Source organism: Pantoea sp. App145 (assembly GCF_047947045.1).
GTDB lineage: Bacteria > Pseudomonadota > Gammaproteobacteria > Enterobacterales > Enterobacteriaceae > Pantoea.
Genome location: NZ_CP133291.1, coordinates 619,766 through 645,991, shown reverse-complemented (window position 1 = coordinate 645,991; position 26,226 = coordinate 619,766). Strand labels below are relative to the sequence as shown.

General features: G+C 55.3%; 25 protein-coding genes. 13 read left to right on the top strand and 12 right to left on the bottom strand.

The genetic code is table 11. The annotated features are described in order from the left end of the window. Positions 1-10: 10 nt before the first annotated feature. Genes RCF31_RS22730 through crtB form a run of 4 tightly spaced genes read left to right on the top strand, consistent with a single transcriptional unit; the run spans position 11 to position 4,486 of the window. Complete coding sequence (locus RCF31_RS22730) at positions 11-916, top strand: polyprenyl synthetase family protein (RefSeq protein ID WP_416413518.1); 906 nt, start codon at positions 11-13, stop codon at positions 914-916. Continuing rightward, complete coding sequence (crtY, locus tag RCF31_RS22725) at positions 913-2,082, top strand: lycopene beta-cyclase CrtY (RefSeq protein WP_416413801.1); 1,170 nt, start codon at positions 913-915, stop codon at positions 2,080-2,082. The genes RCF31_RS22730 and crtY overlap by 4 nt, the downstream gene beginning before the upstream one ends. Continuing rightward, positions 2,079-3,560 (top strand): phytoene desaturase, encoded by a 1,482-nt coding sequence (locus RCF31_RS22720; protein ID WP_416413517.1) that lies wholly within the window; start codon positions 2,079-2,081, stop codon positions 3,558-3,560. Before crtY ends, RCF31_RS22720 begins: the two co-directional genes overlap by 4 nt. Beyond that, on the top strand, positions 3,557-4,486 hold the full coding sequence (gene crtB, locus RCF31_RS22715; RefSeq protein ID WP_416413515.1) for a 15-cis-phytoene synthase CrtB: 930 nt from the start codon (positions 3,557-3,559) through the stop codon (positions 4,484-4,486). The genes RCF31_RS22720 and crtB overlap by 4 nt, the downstream gene beginning before the upstream one ends. 14 nt (positions 4,487-4,500) lie before the next feature. Here crtB and RCF31_RS22710 read toward each other — a convergent pair whose 3' ends face one another. From RCF31_RS22710 to RCF31_RS22700, 3 genes are all read right to left on the bottom strand, one after another. Next, positions 4,501-4,986, bottom strand: coding sequence for a sterol desaturase family protein (locus tag RCF31_RS22710; RefSeq protein WP_416413800.1), 486 nt, complete (start codon positions 4,984-4,986; stop codon positions 4,501-4,503). Between the two features lie 58 nt (positions 4,987-5,044). After that, positions 5,045-7,552 (bottom strand): hypothetical protein, encoded by a 2,508-nt coding sequence (locus RCF31_RS22705; protein WP_416413513.1) that lies wholly within the window; start codon positions 7,550-7,552, stop codon positions 5,045-5,047. A 196-nt stretch (positions 7,553-7,748) separates the two neighbouring features. Then, positions 7,749-8,174 (bottom strand): MarR family winged helix-turn-helix transcriptional regulator, encoded by a 426-nt coding sequence (locus RCF31_RS22700; RefSeq protein ID WP_416413512.1) that lies wholly within the window; start codon positions 8,172-8,174, stop codon positions 7,749-7,751. A 206-nt stretch (positions 8,175-8,380) separates the two neighbouring features. Here RCF31_RS22700 and RCF31_RS22695 point away from each other — a divergent pair, with 206 nt between their 5' ends. From RCF31_RS22695 to RCF31_RS22680, 4 genes are all read left to right on the top strand, one after another. Continuing rightward, positions 8,381-8,980 (top strand): non-oxidative hydroxyarylic acid decarboxylases subunit B, encoded by a 600-nt coding sequence (locus RCF31_RS22695; RefSeq protein ID WP_416413511.1) that lies wholly within the window; start codon positions 8,381-8,383, stop codon positions 8,978-8,980. A gap of 2 nt (positions 8,981-8,982) precedes the next feature. Next, positions 8,983-10,410, top strand: a complete 1,428-nt coding sequence (locus RCF31_RS22690) for a non-oxidative hydroxyarylic acid decarboxylases subunit C (protein WP_416413510.1) — start codon at positions 8,983-8,985, stop codon at positions 10,408-10,410. A 10-nt stretch (positions 10,411-10,420) separates the two neighbouring features. Further along, positions 10,421-10,648, top strand: a complete 228-nt coding sequence (locus tag RCF31_RS22685; protein ID WP_416413509.1) for a non-oxidative hydroxyarylic acid decarboxylases subunit D — start codon at positions 10,421-10,423, stop codon at positions 10,646-10,648. A gap of 175 nt (positions 10,649-10,823) precedes the next feature. Further along, the gene (locus tag RCF31_RS22680; protein ID WP_416413508.1) at positions 10,824-12,014 is read left to right on the top strand and encodes a CynX/NimT family MFS transporter; all 1,191 of its coding nucleotides are present in this window, start codon (positions 10,824-10,826) and stop codon (positions 12,012-12,014) included. 86 nt (positions 12,015-12,100) lie between these two features. Here the strand turns inward: RCF31_RS22680 and RCF31_RS22675 are convergent, their stop codons facing one another. The 4 genes from RCF31_RS22675 to RCF31_RS22660 form a co-directional block, all read right to left on the bottom strand. Continuing rightward, positions 12,101-12,439 carry an ArsR/SmtB family transcription factor gene (locus RCF31_RS22675; RefSeq protein WP_084880468.1) on the bottom strand — a complete coding sequence of 113 codons (339 nt, stop codon included), beginning with the start codon at positions 12,437-12,439 and terminating at the stop codon, positions 12,101-12,103. 97 nt (positions 12,440-12,536) lie between these two features. After that, positions 12,537-13,478 (bottom strand): sugar phosphate isomerase/epimerase family protein, encoded by a 942-nt coding sequence (locus tag RCF31_RS22670; protein WP_416413507.1) that lies wholly within the window; start codon positions 13,476-13,478, stop codon positions 12,537-12,539. Between the two features lie 9 nt (positions 13,479-13,487). Next, a complete protein-coding gene (locus tag RCF31_RS22665) occupies positions 13,488-14,666 on the bottom strand; it encodes a Gfo/Idh/MocA family protein (RefSeq protein ID WP_416413506.1) in 1,179 nt (392 codons plus the stop codon). Positions 14,667-14,719: 53 nt separating this feature from the next. Continuing rightward, positions 14,720-15,643, bottom strand: a complete 924-nt coding sequence (locus tag RCF31_RS22660) for a substrate-binding domain-containing protein (RefSeq protein ID WP_416413505.1) — start codon at positions 15,641-15,643, stop codon at positions 14,720-14,722. A gap of 395 nt (positions 15,644-16,038) precedes the next feature. On the opposite strand from RCF31_RS22660, the gene RCF31_RS22655 reads away from it, so the two are divergent. Further along, positions 16,039-17,052, top strand: a complete 1,014-nt coding sequence (locus RCF31_RS22655) for a LacI family DNA-binding transcriptional regulator (RefSeq protein WP_416413504.1) — start codon at positions 16,039-16,041, stop codon at positions 17,050-17,052. A 61-nt stretch (positions 17,053-17,113) separates the two neighbouring features. Here the strand turns inward: RCF31_RS22655 and RCF31_RS22650 are convergent, their stop codons facing one another. Then, positions 17,114-17,578 carry a heme-degrading domain-containing protein gene (locus RCF31_RS22650; protein ID WP_084880455.1) on the bottom strand — a complete coding sequence of 155 codons (465 nt, stop codon included), beginning with the start codon at positions 17,576-17,578 and terminating at the stop codon, positions 17,114-17,116. An 84-nt stretch (positions 17,579-17,662) separates the two neighbouring features. Then, positions 17,663-18,676 carry a LacI family DNA-binding transcriptional regulator gene (locus RCF31_RS22645; RefSeq protein ID WP_416413503.1) on the bottom strand — a complete coding sequence of 338 codons (1,014 nt, stop codon included), beginning with the start codon at positions 18,674-18,676 and terminating at the stop codon, positions 17,663-17,665. Between the two features lie 191 nt (positions 18,677-18,867). Here RCF31_RS22645 and RCF31_RS22640 point away from each other — a divergent pair, with 191 nt between their 5' ends. Beyond that, a complete protein-coding gene (locus RCF31_RS22640; protein WP_416413502.1) occupies positions 18,868-20,061 on the top strand; it encodes an L-talarate/galactarate dehydratase in 1,194 nt (397 codons plus the stop codon). Positions 20,062-20,071: 10 nt separating this feature from the next. Here the strand turns inward: RCF31_RS22640 and clcA are convergent, their stop codons facing one another. Further along, entirely contained in the window at positions 20,072-21,463 is a 1,392-nt protein-coding gene (gene clcA / locus RCF31_RS22635) for a H(+)/Cl(-) exchange transporter ClcA (protein ID WP_416413501.1), read from the bottom strand. A gap of 20 nt (positions 21,464-21,483) precedes the next feature. Then, the gene (locus RCF31_RS22630; RefSeq protein ID WP_416413500.1) at positions 21,484-21,834 is read right to left on the bottom strand and encodes a cupin domain-containing protein; all 351 of its coding nucleotides are present in this window, start codon (positions 21,832-21,834) and stop codon (positions 21,484-21,486) included. A gap of 146 nt (positions 21,835-21,980) precedes the next feature. Between RCF31_RS22630 and glsB the strand changes: the two genes are divergently transcribed. After that, positions 21,981-22,904 (top strand): glutaminase B, encoded by a 924-nt coding sequence (glsB, locus tag RCF31_RS22625; protein ID WP_416413499.1) that lies wholly within the window; start codon positions 21,981-21,983, stop codon positions 22,902-22,904. 8 nt (positions 22,905-22,912) lie between these two features. On the opposite strand, the gene RCF31_RS22620 is transcribed toward glsB, so the two are convergent. Beyond that, the gene (locus tag RCF31_RS22620; RefSeq protein ID WP_416413498.1) at positions 22,913-23,854 is read right to left on the bottom strand and encodes a D-2-hydroxyacid dehydrogenase; all 942 of its coding nucleotides are present in this window, start codon (positions 23,852-23,854) and stop codon (positions 22,913-22,915) included. Between the two features lie 187 nt (positions 23,855-24,041). Here RCF31_RS22620 and RCF31_RS22615 point away from each other — a divergent pair, with 187 nt between their 5' ends. Together RCF31_RS22615 and RCF31_RS22610 are read left to right on the top strand one after the other, a co-directional pair. Beyond that, positions 24,042-24,440, top strand: coding sequence for a DUF2946 domain-containing protein (locus RCF31_RS22615; protein ID WP_416413497.1), 399 nt, complete (start codon positions 24,042-24,044; stop codon positions 24,438-24,440). A 30-nt stretch (positions 24,441-24,470) separates the two neighbouring features. Further along, positions 24,471-26,222, top strand: a complete 1,752-nt coding sequence (locus RCF31_RS22610) for a DUF2534 family protein (protein ID WP_416413496.1) — start codon at positions 24,471-24,473, stop codon at positions 26,220-26,222. Positions 26,223-26,226 lie beyond the last annotated feature (4 nt).

The following is a 26,226-nucleotide window of genomic DNA, read 5'->3' as shown; positions in this document are numbered from 1 at the left end:
GGAACATGCTATGACCGCCCGTGTCGATACCCTTGCCAACTCGTACAGCGAATTGCACCGCCTGCAACAGCGGTTGCAGTCACACCTTGAGCAGCTGCTGCCCGGCGGACAGCAGGCTGATCGGGTACGGGCAGCCATGCGGGCAGGCACGCTCGCTCCCGGTAAACGCATTCGTCCCCTGCTGCTGTTGCTGGCTGCGCATGATATGGGTTGTGATACGCAACAACCCGGCCTGCTGGATCTGGCTTGTGCAGTGGAGATGGTACATGCCGCCTCGTTGATCCTTGATGACATCCCCTCGATGGATAATGCCCAGATGCGTCGGGGCCGCCCCACCGTGCACCGCGAATTTGGCGAGAATGTGGCGATCCTCGCAGCGGTAGCCTTACTCAGTCGCGCTTTCGAAGTGATCGCACTGGCACCCGGCCTGGCAGCAAAACATAAATCCGCCGCCATTGCCGAACTCTCCTCGGCAGTCGGTTTGCAGGGACTGGTGCAGGGGCAATTTCAGGATCTGCATGATGGTGCACACGCACGCAGCACCGCAGACATCGAACTCACCAATGAACTCAAAACCAGCGTGTTATTTCGCGCCACGCTGCAAATGGCAGCAATCGCCGCCAACGCTTCGCCATCGGTACGACTCAAGTTGAGTTTCTTTGCGCAGGATTTAGGTCAGGCCTTTCAGTTGCTTGATGACCTCACCGATGGCGGCCAGCACACCGGTAAAGATCGCCACCAGGACCAGGGCAAATCCACGCTGGTAGCGATGCTGGGCGCAGAAGGTGCCGAGCGCCGCTTACGTGACCATTTGCGCAGCGCCGATGCCCACCTGGCCTGTGCCTGTCATCGCGGTATGGCCACCCGCCAGTATATGCACGCCCTGTTTAATCAACAGCTGGCGAGGTTCAACTGACCAGCCGCTATGATGTGATTCTGGTGGGTGCCGGGCTGGCAAATGGGTTGATCGCCCTGCGGTTGCGTCAGCAACATCCCACGCTGAAATGTCTGCTGCTGGAGAGCCAGCCGCAGGCGGGCGGCAACCATACCTGGTCGTTTCATCAGGACGATTTACATGCCGACCAGCAGCGCTGGATCGCGCCACTCATCACCTCACGCTGGTCGGGTTATCAGGTGCGTTTCCCGGCGTTGCAACGCAGCCTGCCCGGTGATTATTTCTCTATCTCTTCGGCCACTTTTGCCCGCCAGCTGCGTGCCACATTCGGCGATGATTTATGCACCGGCTGTGCCGTGCAACAGATTATCCCCAACAGCGTCACTCTGGCGGATGGCCGTCAGTGGCAGGCTCCAGTAGTGATTGACGGCCGTGGCGTGCAATATTCCCCGCATCTGTCCCTCGGCTATCAGGTGTTTGTCGGCCAGGAATGGCAGCTGGCGCAGCCGCATGGGTTGACGCAACCGATATTGATGGATGCCACGGTGCCACAGCATCAGGGTTACCGGTTTGTCTACACCCTGCCACTCAGCAGCGACCGGCTGTTGATTGAGGATACCCACTATATCGACACCCCTCTGCTGGCGCAGGAAGTGGCCCGGCAAAATATCGCCGATTATGCCCGGCAGCAGCGCTGGCACCTGAGCCTGCTGATACGCGAGGAACGCGGCGCTTTGCCCATCACCCTGAGCGGAGATATTGACGCTTTCTGGCAACAGCAACGTGGACAACCCTGCAGCGGTCTGCGCGCCGGATTATTCCACGCCACCACCGGCTATTCATTACCCACGGCGGTAACACTGGCGGAACATATTTCCAGCCTGCTGCCCACCGATGCCGCGACACTCAGCCAGCATATCGAAACCTTTGCCCGGCGACAGTGGCGTGAACAACGCTTTTTCCGTCTGCTGAATCGCATGCTGTTTCTTGCTGGTCAGTCCGATCAGCGCTGGCGGGTGATGCAGCGTTTTTACCAGCTGAATGCCGGATTAATTGGCCGATTTTATGCCGGACAGCTGACCCTCATCGATAAGGCGCGCATTGTTTGTGGTAAACCCCCGGTCCCACCTGGTGCCGCGTTGCGCGCGCTGCTGACGACACAACCGCAAACAGGGAAGAAACCATGAAACGCACATACGTGGTTGGCGCAGGCTTTGGCGGCCTGGCGCTGGCGATCCGTTTACAGGCAGCCGGCATCCCGACCACGGTGCTGGAGCAGCGTGATAAGCCCGGTGGACGTGCCTATGTCTGGCAGGATCAGGGATTTACCTTCGATGCCGGGCCCACGGTGATTACCGATCCCACCGCAATCGAGGCGCTGTTCACGCTGGCGGGTAAATCCATGCGTGATTATGTCGAGCTATTGCCGGTGACGCCTTTTTACCGTCTGTGCTGGGAAGATGGCCGCACGCTGGATTACGACAACAACCAGTCACAGCTGGAACAGCAGATCGCCACCTTTAACCCGCAGGATGTGGCCGGATATCGTCAGTTCCTTGCCTATTCACGCGATGTGTTTAATGAGGGCTATCTGAAACTCGGCACCGTACCCTTTTTATCGCTGCGCGCTATGCTGCGCGCCGCGCCGCAGCTTGGTCGTTTGCAGGCGTGGCGCAGCGTTTACAGCATGGTGGCGAAGTTTGTGCAGGATGACCATTTGCGTCAGGCCTTTTCTTTTCACTCGCTGCTGGTGGGTGGTAATCCGTTTGCCACATCGTCGATTTATACCTTAATCCATGCGCTGGAGCGTGAATGGGGTGTGTGGTTTCCGCGTGGTGGCACCGGCGCGCTGATCAACGGCATGGTGAAGTTATTGCAGGACCTTGGTGGCGAGCTACTGCTGAATGCCCAGGTGCGCAGGCTTGAAACTGAGGGCGATCGCATTCATGGCGTGCAGCTGGTTGATGGCCGACATTTTGCCGCCGCTGCGGTGGCTTCAAACGCCGATGTGGTCCATACCTATGCCAGCCTGCTGGCGCATCACCCCGCAGCGGCAAAACGCGCGGTGGCGCTGAAACGCAAACGTATGAGTAACTCACTGTTTGTGCTGTATTTTGGTCTGAATCAGCCTCATCCGCAGCTGGCACATCACACAGTGTGTTTCGGCCCACGCTATCGCGGATTGATTGATGATATTTTTCACAGCAACCAGCTTTCACAGGATTTTTCGCTGTATCTGCATGCCCCCTGCTCCAGCGATCCGCACCTCGCGCCACCGGGTTGCGGCAGTTTTTATGTACTGGCTCCCGTGCCACATTTGGGCACAGCGGATATTGACTGGCAACAGGAAGGCCCACGTTTGCGCGATCGTATCTTTGCTTATCTGGAGCAGCACCAGATGCCGGGCTTACGTTCGCAGCTGGTCACCGAACGCATGTTCACACCTGTTGATTTTCGCGACACGCTGCACGCCCATCAGGGGTCGGCGTTTTCGCTGGAGCCGATCCTGACGCAGAGCGCCTGGTTTCGTCCACACAATCGCGATGCCGCGATTCACAATTTATATCTGGTTGGCGCAGGCACGCATCCCGGTGCCGGAGTTCCCGGGGTGATTGGTTCGGCGAAAGCCACTGCGCAACTGATGCTGGAGGATCTTGCCGGATGAGTATGCCGTTAATGGCGCACGCCACCCATACCATGGCTGCTGGCTCAAAAAGCTTCGCGACTGCCGCCAAACTGTTCGATGCCTCAACGCGCCGCAGCACACTGATGCTGTATGCCTGGTGTCGTCATTGCGATGACGTTATTGATGGTCAGACTCTGGGAGCGCCTGGATCGCAGCATGCTATCGATGATGCGCTGGCACGCATGGCGCATCTGCAACTGGAAACACGCCGGGCCTACAGCGGTGCCAGCATGGCAGAACCGGCGTTTGCCGCCTTTCAGGAGGTCGCACTGATGCACCGGATCCCAGCGCAACTGGCCTTTGATCACCTCGAAGGTTTTGCGATGGACGCACGTCACCAGCGCTACCTGAGCTTCGACGACACCCTGCGTTATTGCTATCACGTCGCGGGAGTAGTGGGTTTAATGATGGCGCAGGTCATGGGCGTGCGTGATGAAAAGGTATTGGATCACGCCTGTGATTTAGGGCTGGCTTTCCAGCTGACCAATATCGCACGCGATATCGTCGAGGATGCACGCAATGGCCGCTGTTATCTGCCCGAGGAGTGGCTGCAACCGCTGGGTTTGCGCAGCGATAATCTGGCCGATATGCAACATCGTGCGGCGATTGCCACACTCGCCGCACGCCTGGTGACGGCAGCAGAACCTTATTATCAGTCAGCGCACGCCGGGTTAGCGGGGTTACCGCTGCGTTCAGCCTGGGCGATCGCCACTGCTCACGGCGTATATCGTGAAATTGGCATGAAAGTGTTGCAGGCAGGCGCGCAGGCGTGGGATTCGCGCCAGCATACCAGCCATGGGGAGAAACTGGCGTTACTGCTCAGGGGGGCCGGGCTGGCAATCCGATCGCGGCTGGTTTCGCCTGCGGCCCGCCCGGCGGGGCTATGGCAACGACCAGGACAATAACGGCAGCGTTGTAATCATTTGAGGTGGTTTTTTCGTCCCTGTCGCTGACGCAACGCTGCCTGTAGCTTAGGTAACGGCGGCGCATATAAAAAGCCAAAGGAGACACAGCCTTCGCGTCCACGCACCGCATGATGCATGCGGTGCGCCATATACAGACGTTTGAGATAGCCGCGGCGCGGAATATAACGGAACGGCCAGCGCTGATGAACCAGACCATCATGCACCATAAAATACAGCGCACCGTATACCGTCATACCCGCGCCAATCCACTGCATCGGCCATAGCCCCTGCACGCCAAACAGGATCAGCACTATCGCCAGCAGGGCAAACGCCAGTGCATAGAGATCGTTGAGTTCAAATTTGTTGTCGTGCGGCTCATGATGCGACAAATGCCAGCCCCATCCCCAGCCGTGCATGATGTATTTATGTGCCAGCGCGGCAACCACCTCCATCAACACCACGGTGGAAAGCAGGATTAGCGTATTCAATAACCAGAGCATCATCCGTCCTTCTTTGTTAACGGGTCAGTATCCTTACTCAAAATAGCCCAGATTTCTGTCAGAGGTTGTCTTCCCCGGCCGCTAAATCTCTAGCCAGCATGGTCACTTCCTCTTCTGTGGGTTGTTCCCCGAGATAAGAAGCCATTGCTGCCCGGCTTAAGTTGTTTTCATCATTTTCACAGCGGATAGATGTGCCATCTGGCCTTGTACCATGATAATAAACCTGTTCGTTTTCCTGCCATTCTCTCAAAATACACAAGACTCTGACGGTTCCACGCATAATGGGGGCATCTAACTGCGCATCGAAATCTTGCCGGGTTGCAATACTTGCTCCTGTTGGATTGAAGCCACGCAGAAATTCTCCATTTTCATCTTCGATAGAAACATACCAGCCCTGTTTTATTGCCAGATTCGCCAGGCGGCTATCCGGTTGTTCCGGAGTCACTTTTACCTTTTTACTTCTTGGTTCATCGTTCCCGGCCGGCTGATTTTTAGTTGCCTGATTGAACCAATTCATACGTTGTACCAGTTCGATTGCCAGCATTTTATAAAACGCCACAGATCCGGGGATATTTCTGTAGTGCATCGACTTTCTGATGAGTATCCTGACCAGGTGTTCGATGTCACCCTGGCGTGGGATGGGTGAAGACCGTCTAAGATAACTACGCAATAAATCGACCCAACAATGAATCAGCTTATCTTTCCATATTTCTTCATTATTTTTAGCGTTATAAAAATCATAAGTATAGGGAATGGGCAGAATACAGGTTTTGACATAGGTCGCGGGCAAATTACCTCGCTCCATCAACCAGGTTAAGATGCAGTTAATCGTGCCTAACACATGTGCAGAGTTTTTTGACTCATTGCGATAAAGCCGATCCATCATCCTGGGAAGCTCCCCCCCCATTAATGTTAACCATTGCGCCGTTTCGACAGGATAAGGCAACGCGATGCTAGCCAGTTTTTTCATTATTCCATTGGCAGCCCTGAAGTCCGTTGTAATATCGCTCATAACATTACAAATGGTATTCAGATGCAGGTTAATCGATGTTCTGTCTTTAATCTCTTCTATTTTAGCCATAACCGATGCAGGATCAGCCGTTGAACGCGCCTGTGGTGGCAATCCTTTAAGAAACTTATCATAGCCAAGTTTCATTACCAGCATACTTAATAAATCAGAGGTTCTGCTGACTAACACATAACGCAGCAAGTCATTATTCTCCACAGACTCTGCCGCCTCCGTAGAAGTGGTGGCGTTAAAGATATTTCTCAAAGGTAGTTCAGGATAGCTACCCCTGAGCATTTTCATTGTATTATTAAAATAAGCTTCCCGGACGTGAAGATTATGCCCAATACGTGCCACTTCATTAATCAACGCTTTTTGCAATTCATCGACATCACAAATCTCCTGCTCATTACATCCCTGCGGCATAAGATAGATAAAATCAAAGGCCGGATTTTCAGTTGTGAACATATGACCCACTTCATGGACCACATTCTTGAAAAACTCAGCAATGCTGGATGTCGATTGATTTTGGGCAAACCATATTCTGTTATGTGGATCCTGCGGTATGGTGGCAGCAGCCATAATACTGCCGGGCGGAGTTTCCACAATTGCGAATTGGTTTTCATTGATTTCACCCGGCAGGTAAGTGGCGGCCTGGCGCAACATCGATTGCACCTGCGCTAAGAAGTCGCGATAGATAGCAAAGTTAACCCTTTCAGGACGGATACCCGTGCAAAATGCAATCGTATCCATCACTTCTCCAACATACTCCGGGTTTTTTATTTTCCTGAAAACTTCACCCACAACTTTATTCACTAATTCCAGCGCGGGTCGCAAATTAGGCAATTGCGCGTACACACCCGCACCACGGGTCAAAATCACCATGCGCTGTTGTTGTTGCGCATAAATTTCACACGGATCACCCTCGCCTCGGTAAGGAAATTTCGCTGTGGCAACACTTGCCGGTGGTGTGTCTGCAACGCGGGATGGTTGCTGTTGCGATGTGCTGGATCCGCTATTCATGTACTGCATTTTCAGGGTGTCGTTTTCTCTAATCCCCTCGACTGGTGGATGCTGAGATATTACTCCATTAACATCGCTGATGTTAATGCGAGATAACTGTTTCCGTGACTTATCGAATGCTGACGACCATTCATGAGTCGGTTGCGCGCTTATTCTGATGGATTTCACCTTTCCCAAACCACGTTGATGTCCTTGCGAATTTGCAGCCAGAATAGCGCTGACTGTTGACGGTTTACGGCCATCAGGAGCGGTGTTCTTATCTTTAGTTAAAAAATGATTCCGGGATATTTTTTGCTCAGAAAGGAGCGTTCCATCCCGAAGCATTGAATTCCTGGGTAATATATTTACCGGCTTCGCAATAGTAGTATCAGAATAAATTCTTCCTCGCTGTGGTAACGATGAGGATATTGCCGTACCCGAAGGGAAAATCTGATTAACTGCACCTGTCATTCTGGAAACAGGAAGTTGACGCGTTTGCGCTGAAGACTGCATAAACCCGCGCCCGGTCACTGGCACGATGGCATTATTATCTGGCATAATATAAATACCCTGCTGACTGAAGATGAAAGTTATTCAGGCCATCCTTATTGCGCCTGGTTCTTATTCCTGTAATAACCTTCCCTCAAATTCGCTTATTCCAGCAAGCATTTAGATCCGAAATAGTGAAGGTAGTCGCGAAATTACCCGAAGAAACAAAATCGTTTCATATTGATAACGCTGCTGAATTTTATAATTAACCTCGTTCTCCCTTTCCCAGCATCGTTTTCAGCAATATCACCACGTCGCTTTGCTGCTGTTCTCCGAGCCGGGAAAGAAAAAAAGTATCTACCTGCTCCGCAATCGGCCGGGCTTCACTTAATGCTTTTTTTCCTTCTGAGGTCAGGAAAATAAACCGGCGGCGTCGGTCACTGGTGCCCTGCTGCCGTTCAATCAGGTTTTTCTTCTCCATCCGCACCAGTAATTCTGCCAGGGTGGCCTTGGTACTCAACGCGGCCTCGGTGAGATCGAGTTGCTCAATCCCCGGTTGTTCCTCAACTGCACACAACACCGCATATTGTTGTTTGGTCAATTCCGGCAGCGATTTCTGCCATAAAGCGGTGTGCTCCTGAAGCAGTTCCCGCATCAAATGAAAAAATACATTACCCAATTCTTTTTGCATGATGTCGCCTGCGGCTGAAATGAAGTTGCTTAAGCGATTGATTGTAATGCAACAAGTGCTGGTAGCGCCAATCCGCTTAACTCATCCGGTTTTGAACATAAAATTCGTATACGAATTTTTTTTACCCCAAACGCTTGCACAGCTCCCATTGTGGCTGTTAGTTTAATCATAACGTTCGTATACGAACAATATTCTCAGAGGATGCTATGAGACTGATTGTTGGCATGACCGGAGCCACCGGTGCTCCCCTGGGTGTTGCACTGCTCCAGGCACTACAACCCATCAAAGAGGTGGAAACCCATCTGGTGATGAGCAAATGGGCAAAAACCACCATTGAACTGGAAACCCGCTATAGCGCACGCGATGTTGCTGAGATGGCAGATGTCGTGCATAGCCCGGCGGATCAGGCCGCTTCCATCTCTTCCGGTTCTTTTCGCACCGATGGGATGATCATTATCCCCTGCAGCATGAAAACGCTGGCCGGTATCCGTTCCGGTTATGCCGAGGGCCTGGTAGGACGTGCTGCCGATGTGGTGCTCAAAGAAGGTCGTAAGCTGGTGCTGGTGCCTCGTGAAACCCCGCTCAGCACCATTCACCTCGAAAATATGCTGGCCCTTTCCCGCCTCGGCGTCGCGATGGTGCCACCGATGCCCGCTTTTTATAACCATCCCGAAACCATTGATGACGTCACTAACCACATCGTAGCGCGCGTGCTCGATCAGTTTGGCATTGAGTTTCCCAAAGCCCGCCGCTGGCAGGGTTTACGCGCAACCAATTCACAAGATGTCCTGAAACAGGAGAGTTAAGAATGGCCTTTGATGACCTGCGTAGTTTTCTGCAAGCCCTTGATGAACAAGGGCAGCTACTGAATATTGAAGAAGAAGTTCAGGCAGAACCTGATATCGCCGCTGCTGCCAATGCCACCGGGCGGATTGGCGAAGGCGCGCCTGCGATTTCATTCACCAATATAAAAGGTTTCAACCACGCGCACGTGGTCATGAACACCATTGGTTCCTGGCAAAACCATGCGATTTCGCTCGGATTACCCGCTAATACGCCAGTCAAACAACAGATAGACGAATTTATTCGCCGCTGGGACCACTTCCCGGTCGCTCCGGAGCGTCGGGAAAATGCCCCCTGGTCGGAAAACACCGTGAATGGCGACGACATCAACCTGTTCGATATTTTGCCGCTGTTTCGACTGAACGACGGTGATGGCGGCTTCTATCTGGACAAAGCCTGTGTCGTTTCACGCGATCCGCTTGATCCCGACCACTTTGGCAAACAGAACGTCGGCATCTATCGCATGGAGGTCAAAGGCAAACGTAAACTGGGTTTACAGCCGGTGCCAATGCACGACATTGCCCTGCATCTGCATAAAGCCGAAGAACGTGGCGAAGACTTGCCGATTGCCATCACCCTGGGGAACGACCCGATTATTACCCTGATGGGTGCCACACCATTACGCTATGACCAGTCTGAATATGAGATGGCAGGCGCGTTGCGCGAAAGCCCCTATCCCATCGCCACTGCCCCGTTGACCGGCTTCGACGTCCCCTGGGGTTCAGAAGTCATTCTGGAAGGGGTGATTGAAGGACGTAAACGGGAGATTGAAGGTCCGTTTGGCGAATTTACCGGCCACTATTCTGGTGGGCGTAACATGACGGTGGTACGCATCGACAAGGTTTCTTATCGCAGCAAACCGATCTTCGAATCGCTGTATCTGGGTATGCCGTGGACAGAAATTGATTACCTGATGGGACCGGCGACCTGCGTACCGCTTTATCAACAACTGAAGGCCGATTTCCCGGAAGTGCAGGCGGTGAACGCCATGTACACCCACGGCCTGCTCGCCATCATCTCCACCAAAAAACGTTACGGCGGCTTTGCCCGCGCGGTAGGGCTACGCGCCATGACCACCCCCCATGGGCTGGGCTACGTCAAAATGGTGATTATGGTTGATGAAGATGTGGACCCGTTCAACCTGCCCCAGGTGATGTGGGCGCTGTCATCAAAAGTTAACCCGGCCGGTGATTTGGTTCAGTTGCCAAATATGTCGGTACTGGAACTGGACCCCGGCTCCAGCCCTGCGGGTATCACTGACAAACTGATTATCGACGCCACAACGCCGGTTGCGCCGGATACCCGTGGTCATTACAGCCAGCCGGTGAAAGATCTGCCGGAAACCGCCGCATGGGTGGAAAAACTTACCGTCTTACTGGCGAATCGCAAATAAGGAGCCACAAATGATCTGTCCACGTTGTGCTGACAAACATATTGAAACGATGGCAACATCTCCGGTGAAAGGAGTCTGGACGGTATTCCAGTGCCAGCACTGCCTGTACACCTGGCGCGATACCGAACCCGCCCGACGTACTCAGCGCGAGCATTACCCGGAAGCCTTCCGTATGACGCAAAGTGATATCGACAATGCGCCGGAAGTGCCCTCCATCCCGCCGTTACTGGCCAAATAATCATGGCCGCTGGCGGGTGCAGGCCCGCCATTTACGTTTAAGATGATCCTTTACATCCCCTTCCGGCCTCGTTAGTATCACCGACTCCCAACGGCAACCTGCCGTTGCGTAAGCGTTAACGTCAACCAACGCACCATGAGCAGAATTGTTCTGCCTTTTTCTATGGTGCGAAAAATTGACCCAGACTATTTTCTCTGCAAACCCTGCCCTGCGCCGTTCCGGCTTTTTCCTGTTCCTGCTGCTATTGACTGCGGCCAACCTGCGCACGCCGATCACCGCCACCGGGCCGGTGCTGGAAAATATTCGCCTGACCTTTGGCCTGAGTGCCAGCGCCGCAGGCGTGCTGAATTTCCTGCCGCTGCTGATGTTTGCCACTCTCGCCCCACCCGCGGCCTGGCTGGGCAACCGTTTCGGACTGGAGCGCAGTTTATGGGGGGCGCTGCTGTTGATTACGCTGGGCTCGCTGCTGCGTATCAGCGGCAGTGAAAACGCGTTATGGGCCGGTACGCTGTTGCTCAGCGCCGGTATCGCCGCCGCCAACGTCTTACTGCCACCCCTCATCAAGCGCGACTTCACCGCTCACACCGCGCGTTATATCGGCCTTTATGCCACCACCATGGCGATCACCGCCAGCATCGCATCAGGCGTGGCGGTGCCACTGGCGCAACTCACTGGTGCAGGCTGGCATCTGGCCCTGGGCGTCTGGTTAGTCCCCGCTATCGTCGCGCTGCTGGCCTGGCTGCCACTCCTGAAAAAAAACGCAGCACATCCTCATACCGCATCAGCCCAATCCCTGACACGCTCACCGTGGCGTTCCACCATCGGCTGGCAGGTGTCGTTATTTATGGCCTGCCAGTCGCTGACCTTTTACACCCTGATTGGCTGGTTCACCCCCTTTGCGCAGGACAACGGTATCAGCCAGCTGGAAGCCGGTGGAATGTTGTTCGTCTATCAAATTGTGGCGATTGTCGCCAACCTGGCCTGTATGAGCGCGCTGAAAAAATTCCGCGATCAACGTGCCATTGGCTTTGCAGCTTCGCTGGCGATTTTTATTGCGGTAACGGGCTTACTGCTGGCTCCGTCGCTGGCCCTGCTGTGGCTGGTACTGGCGGGCCTGGGTGCGGGTGCATCAATGGTGATTTGCCTCGCGTTATTTAATCTCCGTACCCAGGATCATCGCCAGGCATCGAAGCTATCGGGGATGGCACAATGCGTAGGATATGGTCTGGCAGCGCTGGGGCCGCTGTGCTTTGGCATGTTGCACGACGTCAGCGGCAACTGGCTGCTGCCGCTGACATTGCTGGTGGTGATTGCCGCGATACAAATGGTGATGGCCCCCCTGGCAGGCCGGGCGCGCCATCTCTGATCAGGCCAGTACCGCAGCTTGCGCTTCCTGTCGTTCCAGCTCGCGCAACAGCGATTGTTGCCACTCTGTGGCAAATGCAACCTGCTTCAGGGATGAAAATCAGCGAGGGTGGCGCGCGTGAGTGCATCCTGCTCGGCTGCCGCCAGCAAAGCCTCCACCAACCCGGGGAAACGGGCATTCAAATCTTCCCGGCGCAGTGACAACAGGTTTTCACGCCCGGAGGGCCGCTGCCAGATCACACCACTGTCGCGCAACACGCGCCAGTGGTGGGTTAGCGTGGATTTCGACACGCCCTGCAACAACGAACCGCAGGTATGCTCACCACCATCAGCAAGGATGCTGACCACCGTCATCCGCATCGGGTTGCCCAGCGCCGCCAGCACGTTTTCCAGGCGAATCTCTGCGCGCGGTGGATGTCTGGTCATAAGCTGTCTCTCAATAGTACGTATAAATACGAAGTATCGGGCAGGCGCGGCGGGATGTACAGAACACGGCGAGCTATCGCCCGCCGTGTTAATGAATTTACTGACTGATGGATTGTTGCAGGGCGGCGATTGACGAGGTGACACCTGCCTCCACCGACATGGTGAGATCCTCCATTTCCAGTGAGACCCAATCGTTGTAGCCCACCATACGCACCACCGAGAAGAACGCCTTCCACCATTGCAGATCCTGGCCGCAGCCCACCGCAACATAGTTCCAGGCCCGATTGGCAACATCCTCCACCGGTTTGGTTTCCAGCAGCCCGTTGATATTCACCAGCCCGCGTTCCAGTCGCACATCTTTACCGTGCACGTGGTGAATCGCCGTGCCAAGCGCCCGCGCCGCTGCAATCGGGTCACCTCCCATCCATAACAGATGGCTGGGATCGAGGTTTAAACCGACCATCGGCCCGACGGCATCGCGCAAACGGAACAAGGTTTCAGGGTTCCACACCAGCATCGAACTAAAGTTCTCCAGCGCGAAACGTGCAACACCGCTGGCTTTCGCCTGCTCTACCAGCCCCAGCCAGTAGGGAATCGCTACTTCATTCCACTGATAATCGAGGCAATTTTTCAGCGTTGGCGGCCAGCTTACCGTGTAAGTGATCCAGTTTGGGATGGTGTCGTGAGGACTGGCGGGCGGCAGGCCGCTCATCATCACGATTTTCTCCACGCCCAGCTCACCGGCCAGCGCCAGTGCCTGTTCGGTGTCCCGTTTATGACGCTGCCCCAGCTCGCCAACATCCAGCGGATTACCCGATACATTCAACGCCGCGATCGTCATACCACGGCTTTCCAGCGCCTGGAGCAGCTGCCGACGTTGACTGGCGTTGGCGAGCAGTTCTTCCGTGCGCAGATGCGGTGCCGATGACCAGCCCCCGGTGGTCATTTCAACGCCATACACGCCCAATTCAAGCAATTTATCCAGCATCGCTGCAAACGGCAGATGCCCGAGGCTATCAGTACAAAAAGAGAGTCTCATGAGGGTTCCTTATTGATAGTTGACCCAGCAGGCACCGTTATCCGCCGAACGGACACAGTTTTCGATCCAGCGCACCCCTTCCAGACCGGCGTTAATATCGGGATAGATCAAGCTGTCGAGGGTTTGCTGATCGCCGCGCTGCGTGGCGCTGATGGCAATGGCAAATTTGAGGTAGATATTGGCCCATGACTCCGCCAACCCTTCGGTGTGCAGCGCACCCAGGCGTTCATCCGCCAGCGCGCTGTCATCGAGATACGGCATACCGTGATGAAGTATCTGGTTCGGCTGTCCCTGTACTTCATATTTCAGCTCGCCAGGGTTGTAGTCACTCCACTCCAGGCTGGCGCGCGAACCAATCACGCGAATGCTCTGGCTATCCATCGAACCGGCGTTGATCGATGACGCCCACATGCGGCCCACGGCACCGTTGTCGTAATGCATCAACACCAGCGCGTTATCTTCCAGCGGGGCGCGCGACGGGATAAAGCTCTGGCGATCGCATAACAGCGATTGGATATGCAGCTGCGGCAGCACCAGTTGCGAGATATAGAAAGTATGGGTAGAGATGTCGCCCAGCACGAAAGAAGGCCCGGCAATTTTCGGGTCAACACGCCATTTTTGCGCATCACTGAATTTGTCGGCGCTATCGCTGGCACTAAAGCCGTGGGTGTATTGCAGTTCGACCATGCGTACTTCGCCAATATCGCCTTTGGCGATCATCGCCCGCATTTGCATCAGTAAAGGATGGCCGGAGAAACCATAAGTGACACCGACAATCAACCCCTTCGCTGCCGCCAGGGCCTTAATTTCCTGTGCTTCCTCAGTTGTGAAAAACAGCGGTTTCTCGCAGATAACATGAATCCCGGCATTAAGTGCTGCTTTGGTGATCTCATAATGCGTGCCGTTAGGGGTGGCGATGGTCACCACTTCAACGCCATCATCACGCTGCGCCTCTTCTGCCAGCAGCTGCTGATAGTTGTTGTAGCAACGTTCGGCGTTCATTCCGAGGTTGACGCCAAAATCACGGCCACGTTCCGCATCAATATCGAACGCACTGGCCACCAGCTGATAAGCGGTGTTATCGCGCAGCGCGCCGGAGCGATGTTTATAGCCCACCTGGCTTAAACGCCCGCCACCAATCATTGCCCAGCGTAAAGGACGAGGGATCTTCTTTTCACCATTTTGCATAGCCATTCCTTAATTATTTGCACTCGGGTGCAATTGAGGTCAGAGGTAAGGGTTCATTTCTGGTTTTTCTGTTCAAACTGCAGGTAATTGGCCTGGGTCACCGTGGCATACGGAATCCAGTTGTAGGGGGCGGTTTTCTGTTTATCCAGCATCGCCCTGGTGACCTGCACCGCACCGGTGGCCTGTCCTTTCGCGTCCTGGAAGATGGTCACCGCCATGTCACCGCTTTTAATAAATTGCAGACCGTCCGGCGTGCCATCAATGCCCGCCACCAGTACGTGTTCCTTTTTCGCCTGCTTCAGCGCCATAATGGCCCCAATCGCCATTTCATCGTTGTTGGCGGCAATGGCATCGATCGGCGTACCGTTGAGTAACCAGCTGGACACCACATCCACCGCCTCGTTGCGCTGCCATTTGGCGGTCTGCTTTTCCACCACCTTCATATCCTTGTGCGCAGCAATCACCTCTTCCACCGCGCGGGTGCGTTCACGCGCCTCTTCATTCGACAACGCACCCATGATGATGGCGACATTGCCTTTGTAGTTCATGCGTTGCGCCAACGCTTCCATCTCCATCTTACCGCTGAGAGCCGAATCGGAACCGACATACGCCATCTGCCCAGCCAGCTTCACCTCCGGTTTACGATTCACAAAGATCAGTGGAATATTGGCGCGTCTGGCCGCCTCCATCATCGGCCTTACCCCCTGGGTATCTACCGGGTTGAGAATAATGGCGTCAACGCCCTGGTTAATAAAATCATCCACCTGCTGAACCTGGAGGGCCACATCGCCTTTGGCATCGGAGAACTGCCCTTTCATGCCTGAGCTATCCAGCTCATGTACCATCTGGGTACGTAGAATCGAGACGAAATTGAGGTCGAAATTGGCCAATGCAACGCCCACCTGCCAGGTTTTAGCCTGCACACTGGCGATAGCCAGTGCACATAATATCAGAACTATCGTTTTCACAGTCTTCATGGTCATTTCCTGTAGGGTCATGGTGTTATGATCCGACCGAAAGAGCGACACTGCTGATTTCCACTCTTTTGCACCCGGGTGCAAAATAAGTAAAAAAAAGAGACGGACAGTCATATCTTCAGGGGAGGTACTGGCGAAAATGTCGTCCACAGCGAAAATTTAGTCAATCCGGCAAAATGTAAATCAGCGGAAGCGATCACAAAATGTTAATCATTTGCACCCGATTGCAAAAAAACATTGCAATCGGGTGCAAAGATAAAACATAATCGCAACATCATAAAAACAGGGTTATTTCGCGACAGGTTTCGACGCACAAACGCGCTTTGGGTGTTTATTTTCGCTTGGGTTTCACGTTCAATGCAGGGATCTTTCGCCAACTCTGATATGCAGGTGCTATGAGCAAACCCATCGCAAAACCCCACAAAGCCACCGCCAGCGATGTTGCACGCCAGGCGGGCGTGTCGAAATGGACGGTATCGCGTGCCTTTACGCCAGGTGCGTCAATCTCCGACAAAGCGCGTGAACGCGTGCTGGCCGTGGCAACTGAGCTGGGCTACCGCCCTAACCTGTTGGCGCGCAGCCTGTCGCAAAAGAAGACGCACATTATTGGGGTCGTGATTGATGAGATGAGGAATCCGCATTCGCTACTGTTGATTGATACGGTAACCAACCAGTTGCAGAAACGCGGCTACATGGCCCTGCTGCTCAACATCACCAATAGCGAGAATCATAAATCGGTGATGATGCTAGCGGATCAATTGCAGGTTGATGGTTTGCTGTTCCTCGGCACGGTACTGACGGAAGAACTGGTGGGCATCGCGCAGGAACTGCACCATATCCCGCTGGTGCAGCTGTGCCGCAACAATGATGTGCCGGGCATCGATGTGGTGAAAATCGATGATCTGCGCGCAGGTAAACAGCTGGGCGAACTATTGCTGGCACAGGGATATACACGCTTTGGTTATATGCATGGGCCAGAAACCAGCAACAACCATTTGCAGCGTCTTGATGGTTTACAGCTGGCGCTGACGGAGGCGGGGTTAACGCTGGAAGTGATGCTGACGGCCGGTGGCTACGCCCAGGAGCGCAGCTATACGGTGCTGACGGAGTATCTCAATGCCCACGCGCCTGCCGATCGCATTGACGCGTTGTTCTGTGAGAACGATGCGCTGGCGCTGGGTGCGCTGGAAGCCTTGCGCGAGGGCGCTGGCAATAAACATATGGCGGTAGTGGGTTTTGATGGTATCGAGGAAGCCGCCCTCCCCGGCTGGCAACTCACCACCTATAACCAGCGCATTGATTTGTTAATTGAAGAAGCCTTAAACCGGCTGATTGACGATCGTGCCACCCCGGGTGGCGTCTGGACGCAGGGAGAATTGCATATACGACGCTCTCACCTGAAGCCGTGAGCATGGCTTCCTCTATCCGGCCATGCCTTACACTGCCTATACCGGATCTCTGGACCTATTTTCAGCGCAGCAGCTGGGCAATCCCCCATAGCGCTAACGCGTGGTCATCTTCAGAAGGTAAACCGCTGACGCTGACAGCGCCGAGAATCGCGCCCTGAGGATTGAGCAGCGGGAAAGAACCACCGTGATCGGTGTAATCCGCCTGGCTGATAAAAGCCTGCCGATCCATCCTCTCACCCTTCTGCTCGTTAAGCAGCCCCACATACATTGAAGAGTGACCATGACGCAATACGGTATTCCTTTTGCGTCGCATCCACTCCAGATTATCCGGACAGGATCCTGGCAACGCCGCCAGAAACAGCACCTGACCAAAAGCATAGACTTCAATCGAGATGGGTGCCTGCGCTTCACGGCCACGCTGCTGGATGCTCTGACCGATTTGCCAGGCCAGATCGAAGTCAAACTGCGGCAGACGGTGTTCCGCTTCCTGTTGCAACAGGGTTTCAAGGCTAAGCGATGATGACATAAAGGTTTCCTCTCCAAATGAAATAAAATTTCCACAATTTATAACATGGAAAATATTTTTCACCAGTGATGAGGATCACGTGCCTTAGCCCGAATCACGGGAAATCATGGTAAAACCCATATCGATAATTGGCGTAGTCACTGCTTCGCCCTGCAAACGGCTCAGCAGTTGCTGTGCCGCCAGCCTGCCCATCGCCTGACGATCGATACGCACCGTAGAAATCGCCGGAAAATTAGCGGCGGCAAAATCGAGATCGCCAAAACCAATTACCGCCAGCTGTCTGGGAACCACCAGGCCGCGCGCCTGCGCTTCCATCAGCGCACCCTGCGCCAGGGTATCGGAACTGCATACCAGTACATCTGCCGTGGGATGGGCCGCCAATACCTCAGCGCAGGCTTCACGACCACGCGTCATCAGCGCGGGCAGCGCGACCGGTGCATCGACAAGCAGAGCGATGCCTTGCGCTTTTAATGCCTCCAGCAAACCCTGCTTACGCTGCAATGCACGCTGATCGTCAGTCCAGATCAACGCCGGTCGCTGATACCCGCGCTGCGCCAGATAGGCCGCTACGCATGCGCCGACTTTTTCATGAGAAAAGCCTACCAGCATATCGATGGGGGTCGGTGTCATATCCCAAATCTCCACCACCGGCACATCGGCTTGCAACAACACCTTCTTCAGCTGGCTGCTGTGATGGATACCGGTCAGCACCACCCCATCGGGCCGACGCGATAGCAACGTGGCAACGGTTTCCGCCTCAGTCTCGGCCTCATAGCCGGTCACGCACAACAGCATGTGATAACCCTGCGCGCTGAGGGTGTCATTGAGGCTCTGAATGGTATCAACAAACATGTTGTTGTTAATTTGCGGCACCACCACGGCAATCAAACGGCTGCGATTGGTGGCGAGGCTACCCGCCTGTGCGTTCGGGATATAGCCGGTGGCCTGTACGGCGGCCAGCACCTTCTCTACCGTAGCGGGCCGGACCTGCTGGGGCGAATTGAGCGCACGGCTGACTGTCATCGGTGAAATACCGGCCACCCGGGCCACATCTTCCAGCGTCGGCGCACCTTTGCGCGCCAGATTGCGTTGTTTCATTGCCACTTAGCCTGGAGAAAACCAGCGGCTAGCATAACGTAAAACGGCGTTCCCCGGTAAATGTTAGGGCTATCATTTTTTTCTTCGCAATGCCGAAAATGTGATCATGTGAACATTAACGAACTAACATCCTGGCGCATAGTCCTTTCGAAGCAAAAATGTTAGCGCAATCATTTTAACAGGAGACTCGCATGTCAGGTGTTAATTCCGCCGCAGTGACTTATGCCAAAGCGCAGGGTGCCGCCACCGCTGCCGAAAGTGGCGACCGTATCGTCTGGGTCAATTTATCGCTGGCCTTTCTGCCGCTGGCGACGCCAGTGAGCGATGCCAAGGTGTTGACCGGACGCCAGAAGCCACTGACCGAAGTAGCGATCATTGTGGCGGAAATCGCCACGCGTGATGGCTTTGAGGGTATCGGTTTCAGCTATTCCAAACGTGCCGGAGGCCAGGGTATTTATGCTCACGCCTGCGAAATCGCCGATGCGTTACTCGGAGAAGATCCTAACGATATCGATAAAATCTATACCAAACTGCTGTGGGCAGGCGCATCAGTGGGTCGCAGTGGCATGGCCGTGCAGGCTATTTCACCCTTCGACATTGCATTGTGGGATATGAAAGCACGACGCGCCCGCCTGCCGCTGGCGAAACTACTCGGGGCGCATCGCGATTCGGTGCAGTGCTACAACACCTCGGGCGGCTTCCTGCATACCCCACTCGATCAGGTGCTGAAGAACGTCGCCATTTCACGCGAGAACGGCATCGGCGGCATTAAAATCAAAGTCGGCCAGCCTGACACCAAAGAAGACCTGCGTCGCCTGGCAGCGGTACGTCAGACGCTGGGCGATGATTTCCCGCTGATGGTCGATGCCAACCAGCAATGGGATCGTGAAACCGCCATTCGCATGGGCCGCAAAATGGAACAATTCAATCTGGTGTGGATTGAGGAACCCCTGGATGCTTACGATGTTGAGGGGCACGCGGCTCTGACCGCAGCGCTGGATACCCCGATTGCCACCGGTGAGATGCTCACCAGCTTCCGCGAGCATGAACAACTGATCCTTGGCAACGCCAGCGACTTCGTTCAGCCCGATGCGCCACGCGTCGGCGGTATCACACCGTTTCTGAAGATTATGGATCTGGCGGCCCGTCACGGCCGCAAGCTGGCCCCGCATTTCGCCATGGAGATTCATATCCATCTGGCGGCCGCCTACCCGATTGAACCCTGGCTGGAACATTTTGAGTGGCTCAATCCGCTATTCAATGAACAGCTGGAACTGCGTGATGGGCGCATGCTGATTTCTGACCGCCACGGCCTCGGTTTCAGCCTGAGCGAGCAGGCGCGTAAATGGACCACGCTTACCCACAGCGTGGGTAAGCGGCCCTGAACGACAGCCGCTACGTCGCATTTTCGCGGCGCTGGGCTTTCGCCAGCGTGCGCGCCAACAACGACGAATACAGCGGTTTGCCACCAAAGAATTGCGCCGCCAGCGTGGCCCCAAGGCAGGTGATGATCATCGGCAGGATCAGCTGATAGTTATTGGTCATCTCCAGTACCAGCACGATGCCCGTCAGCGGTGCTCGCACCGAGGCGGCAAACAGCGCTCCCATTCCGGCGACGGCAAACGTCGCCGCTTCCAGCTGATAACCAGGAAACCAATGCGCGCAAAGCTGACCAAAACAGGTACCAAGCAGGGTACCCAGTGTCAGCATCGGCGCAAAAATTCCGCCGGGTGCGCCAGAGGCAAAACAGCAGATGGTGATCACCACGCGTAACGCGAACAGGGCAAATAATCCCAGCGCGGTGAAATGTCCGGCAGAGAAATCCGGGATCAGCGTGATGCCGCCGCTGATGGCTTCCGGCAGTATCCATCCCAGCACACCACAAATACCAGCCAGCAAACTGCCCCACAACACCCAGGGCGCGGTACGTCCGTGATGCAGCCGCTGGAACTGATCCTGGGTCCAGAAAATCAGGCGATTAAACGCCACGCCGCAGCCGCCAAACAGGATGCCGAGCAGCAGATACAGCCATAAGGTGGACGTCGGTGCATCTTTAAGCTGACCAATGTTGATAATCGCTTCATTGCCGTTAAACAGGCGGAACACGATGCTCGACATAATCACACCGACGAACACCGCTTTAATAGAAATCAGGCTGTAGCGGAACTGTGGACGCATTTCCTCGATGATAAACAGAATCCCCGCCAGCGGTGCGTTGAACGCGGCAGAAAGCCCGGCCGCCGCACCGGTTGCGAGCAAGGTATGACGCGCTTCTGACGAGCGCACCCCGAACATATCGGTACACATACGCCCAATATTGCCACCGATCTGCACCGTCGGACCTTCACGCCCCAGCACCATGCCCGACCCGAGCGCGCCCATCCCGCCGATAAACTTTACCGGCAATACGCGCCACCAGCGCACCGGCCTGAGTTCTTCCAGCGCGCCCTCAATTTCCGGGATGCCCGATCCCCCCGCTTCTGGCGCAAAGCGTCGTACCAGCCAGTAGCCCAGCGCACCCAGCAGGGCGGCCGCAAAGAAAGCACACAGCACATTTAGCAGCGGATTACTCGCCTGATCAGCCAGCCAGTTCAGCCGTGAATGAAAAATAAAGTTCACTGATTTATCAAAGGCTACCGCCACCAGACCGGTCAAAATACCAACCAGCGCCGCCAGTAATAGCAGAGCAACCGGAGTTTTATCGCGCCGCATCAAGCGTTGCAGCAACAGAAAACGCCCCGCGCGCATCACCGTTTCCGGCTGCGCAGAATGTTGTGTAACAGACATGCCATCCTCTATCTTTAAATTTATTGTTCTTCTGTATCGGGCAACTCACCGTAGTGAATCGCCAGCCACACCGTTGGCTGGTCCGCCGCCGTCCAGTTCACACGATGACGGCAGCCGGGAGGGATATCAACAAAATCACCGGGACGTAATCGCCGTTCGGCTTCATCCTCAAGCTGCAAACCGGCCTCTCCCTGCACGACCAACACCCATTCGCCCTGCGTCTGGCAGTACCAAAAATCCGGCGGGCTGGCCTGGCCGGTTGAAACAATACGTTCGATACGCAGATTGGGACGTTGCAAAAGTTGCTCGAAGGTTTCAGCACTGCCTGCCTGGGCCACCGCAGGGAAGGCCTGCAACAGATTGGTTAACATGGTGATGTCTCATCATCGGTGCATAATCAATGCACTGTAACGCAGGCTTCACCCTGATTGCTCACAGTTTTTTGTGTCACTGATTGACGCGCAAGCGGCAAGTCACGATCATCCCCGGCCAGAATGGCTATGCACGGAGCATAAAAGTGTCTGAACTCAGTAACGCATTGCTTGAAGAGATTATCGAACAGGTTCGTCCGCTGACCCGGCAGGGAAAAGTGGCGGACTATATCCCCGCGCTGGCGGGGGTATCACCCGATCAGGCAGGCATCGCAATTTATGTCGCTGATGGCACCTGTTATCAGGCGGGAGACGCCGATACCCGTTTTTCCATTCAGTCGATCTCGAAAGTGCTGTCGCTGACCCTGGCGCTGACGTTATATGACGAGCCGGAAATCTGGCAGCGCGTCGGCAAAGAGCCCTCCGGCCAGGCGTTTAATTCGCTGCTGCAACTGGAGCTGGAACAGGGCAAACCGCGCAATCCCTTCATCAACGCCGGGGCGCTGGTGATGTGCGACCTGCTGGAAAGCCGACTCACGGCACCGCGTCAGCGCATGCTGGAGATTGTGCGCCGCCTGGCGCAGCGCAATGGCATCAATTATGACCGGGTAGTGGCCCGCTCCGAATATGAACACTCGGCACGGAACGCCGCCATTGCCTGGCTGATGAAATCCTTCGGCAATTTCCACAACGATGTTAGCAAAGTGATGGAAACCTATTTCCACTACTGCGCGATGGCGATGAGCTGCACCGAACTGGCCCGCACTTTCTTCTACCTGGCGAATCATGGGCGCAGCCTCGGTGATGAGATCACGGTGATTTCACCGCGTCATGCACGTCAGGTCAACGCGCTGATGATGACCAGCGGCATGTACGACGGTGCGGGCGAGTTTGCCTGGCGTGTGGGAATGCCAGCAAAATCCGGCGTTGGCGGCGGCATTATCGCGGTCATCCCCGGAGAAATGAGTATCGCGGTGTGGTCGCCCGCGCTGGATAGCTCGGGCAACTCACTGGCCGGTACGGTGATGCTGGAGATGCTGACGGAACGGCTGGGACGATCGATTTTTTAATCGCGCGCTTAACTCACCACATTTTGCGCAGTGCCCTGCCAGAATCCGGCGAGGTTGCTCTCAATACCGCGCAACAGGTTGGCAACCCCCTGCTGGCTGGCCCAGGCGATATGCGGTGTCAGCATCAGGTTAGGTACATCAGCCTGTAATAGCGAATGATCGGCAGCGGGTGGTTCACTGGTCAGCACATCCAGCGCCGCCCCGGCAATCACCCCCTGACGCAGGGCGTGGGCCAGCTCGGTTTCGTTGATCAGACCGCCACGCGCAGTGTTGATCAGCAGGGCGGAAGGCTTCATCTGCGCCAGCGCGGATAAATTGATCAGCTGCTTTGTGTCTGGCGTCAGCGGGCAATGTAGCGTCAGCACATCGCTTTGCGCCAGTACCTGCTCAAACGGCACATACCCATCACGCAAGACGCTGCTGCCTTTGCGGTCGGCATATAACACTTTCATCCCCAGCGCCTGAGCCATCTCGCCGACGGCGCGGCCAATATCGCCTTTTCCGATGATCCCCAGGGTCGCGCCATAGATGTCCTGGATCGGCTGACGATGCACGCAAAAATGCGACGAGGCAGGCCAGGCGCTACGCGTGCTGTTGACGTAGTCCACCAGATGACGTCGCAGGGCAAATAATGCCGCAATCACCCCTTCCGCCACGCTGCGCGTGGAGTAGCCCGGTACGTTGCTGACGACAATGCCCCGCTCGCGACAGGCCGCCAGATCGATGCAGTCATAACCGGTAGCTGCCACGCAGACGTAACGTAAGGCGGGCAGCTGGCGCAGCGTATCAGCGCGCAACGGCACCTTGTTGGTGATCACCATCTCCGCATCATGCAGTACATGGACCAGTTCCGCCAGCGAGGTGGTGGCGCGATACTGCCAGTCGGTACACCATTGGGGACGTTGTGGCGCACGCGGCAGGGTATCGCCGTCAAGGGTGACAATCTTCATTGCTTCTCCGCTTTAATGTTTCTCTATTGATCTTGTCAGGTTGCATTAAGGTTAACAAAAGCTGAGTGTTACGTGATTTTTTTCAAAAGATGCGAATTATTTCTTCAATGCCTTCAGTTTTTTTAACCCATCACAGGTAATCGCGTTACACTTCCGCCCAATTTAATCAGTAACCTCCGTTTCCGCCATGATGTTTTCGTCTGCAATTCGCCAGCGCCTGACTGCCTGCATCGCCATCCTGGCGGTGTTGTTGCTGTTTGTTGCGCCGGTGGTATCGAAAACGTTGCTGGAACGTCAGAACCACATGCAAAGCATGATGGCCGACATGCCTATGCATCACGATGCCATGCCGGATATGGCGATGCCGGGCATGGATCATCATATGATGGACGATGGCGAATTCGCCTGTGGCTACTGTGATTTGCTGGTGCATGTGCCGTTGATGATGTGGGTGTTTATCCCCTTCATCTGGCTGATGCTGGTAATTTCCCGCGCCCCACCGCTGCCCTGCGTCATCGCGCCGGTGACCCGTCGTCAAGTCGCAACCCACCGACCGCGCGCACCGCCTGCCCTTCTCTCCTGCTGACATGATTCAATCGGTAGCGCATCCCGCTGGATGACGCTTGAGCATTCTTTTATCGCAAGGAAGACGGCTTTGTCTGCTGTTCACTCTGTAGCACCGCGCGGCGCGGTGCTTAATTTGCTACGCCGCTTACATTTCTATATCGGCCTGTTTGTCGCCCCTTTTATCTTTATCGCTGCGCTGAGCGGCACGCTGTATGTGCTGACACCCCAGCTGGAAAACGTGCTGTATAAAGACGCGTTAAGTGTTCAGCCTGGCGACCACGCACAACCCTTGTCGGCACAAATCGCCGCTGCACGCGCTTATGCTGGTGAGAAACAACGTATCTATGCCGTTCGCCCGGCACCGGGTGCCAGCGATACCACGCGTGTGCAGTTCAGCGATCCCTCCCTCGGTGCTTCGCAGTCACGTTCGGTATTTATCGATCCCTACACCTTACAGGTGAAAGGCGATATGACGGTCTATGGCACCAGTGGCGTGCTGCCACTGCGCATGACCATCGACCTGCTGCACAGCAGCCTGTTGTTGGGGGACTTTGGCCGCAACTACAGCGAGCTGGCAGCTTCCTGGCTGTGGGTGGCAGCGCTCGGCGGTGTACTGCTGTGGCTGGGGACGCGTCCACGCCGCAAGGCAAAAACGTCACGTGGACGCTTTGCCTTTAGCCGTCACTGGCACATCACCCTTGGCCTGACGCTGCTGCTGGGCTTACTGTTTTTCTCCGTCACCGGACTGACCTGGTCGCAATGGGCAGGTGGCAATATTGATCGCTGGCGCACCGAACTGAACTGGCTGACGCCACAGGTCAACACCGCGCTCAACCACGATGAACCTGCGATGGCCGCCGACCCCCATGCCGACCATCAAAGTATGCCGGGCATGGATATGTCGACGATGGCGATGCCGGTACAACATGGCCCGGTCAATGTCGCCGATGGCGACTGGGATCGCGCGTTGCACGCAGCGCGAGCTGCCGGAATCTCGGCAACCAAACTGGAGTTACGTCAGCCGAAAAATGCTGATAAGGCATGGACGGTAAGCGAAATCGATCGCAGCTGGCCGACTCAGGTGGATGCCGTGTCAGTGAATCCACAGGATTTCACCATCGTCGATCATGTGTATTTCGATCGTTTCCCGCTGGTGGCGAAGCTGACACGCTGGGGTGTGGATGCGCACATGGGGGTGTTGTTCGGCCTGGCAAATCAGCTGCTGCTGGCGGCCTTCGGTCTGGGTTTATGCACCATGATTGTGTTGGGTTATCGCATGTGGTGGCTGCGTCGTCCACAGCAGGCAGAAGCCAGTCCGACTCAGACTCTGACCGCCGCCTGGGTGGCGTTGCCACACTATGCCAAAGGGGCCTGTTTGCTGCTGGCACTGGCGCTCGGTTATGCGCTGCCAGTAATGGGCGTGAGTCTGCTGGCGTTTTTGCTGGTCGATATCCTGCGCTTCCGTGCTCAGCAACGCGCACCGGTTGATGCGCAGGTGCTGCTGGCCGCGCAGCAATCGCCGCTTGGCATTATTCGCGCCCGATTTGCCGTGAAACGCAAGGAGATGCGTCACTTCCTGTATGGGCTGTGTGCGCTGGCGCTGATTGTCGGCACAGTGATGAGTAATGCGATTATCGGTGGCGTGATTGAACAATATGGTATCCCGTTCAGCAGCTGGTCACTGACCATGTATCTGACTCAGGGCTTTATGATCGCGCTCTACACCACGGTGTTTACCGCGTTGATGTCGATTCCGCTGTGGTACTTTTTCCTCGGCGAAAAGGATGATTCACAGGGGTAAACCT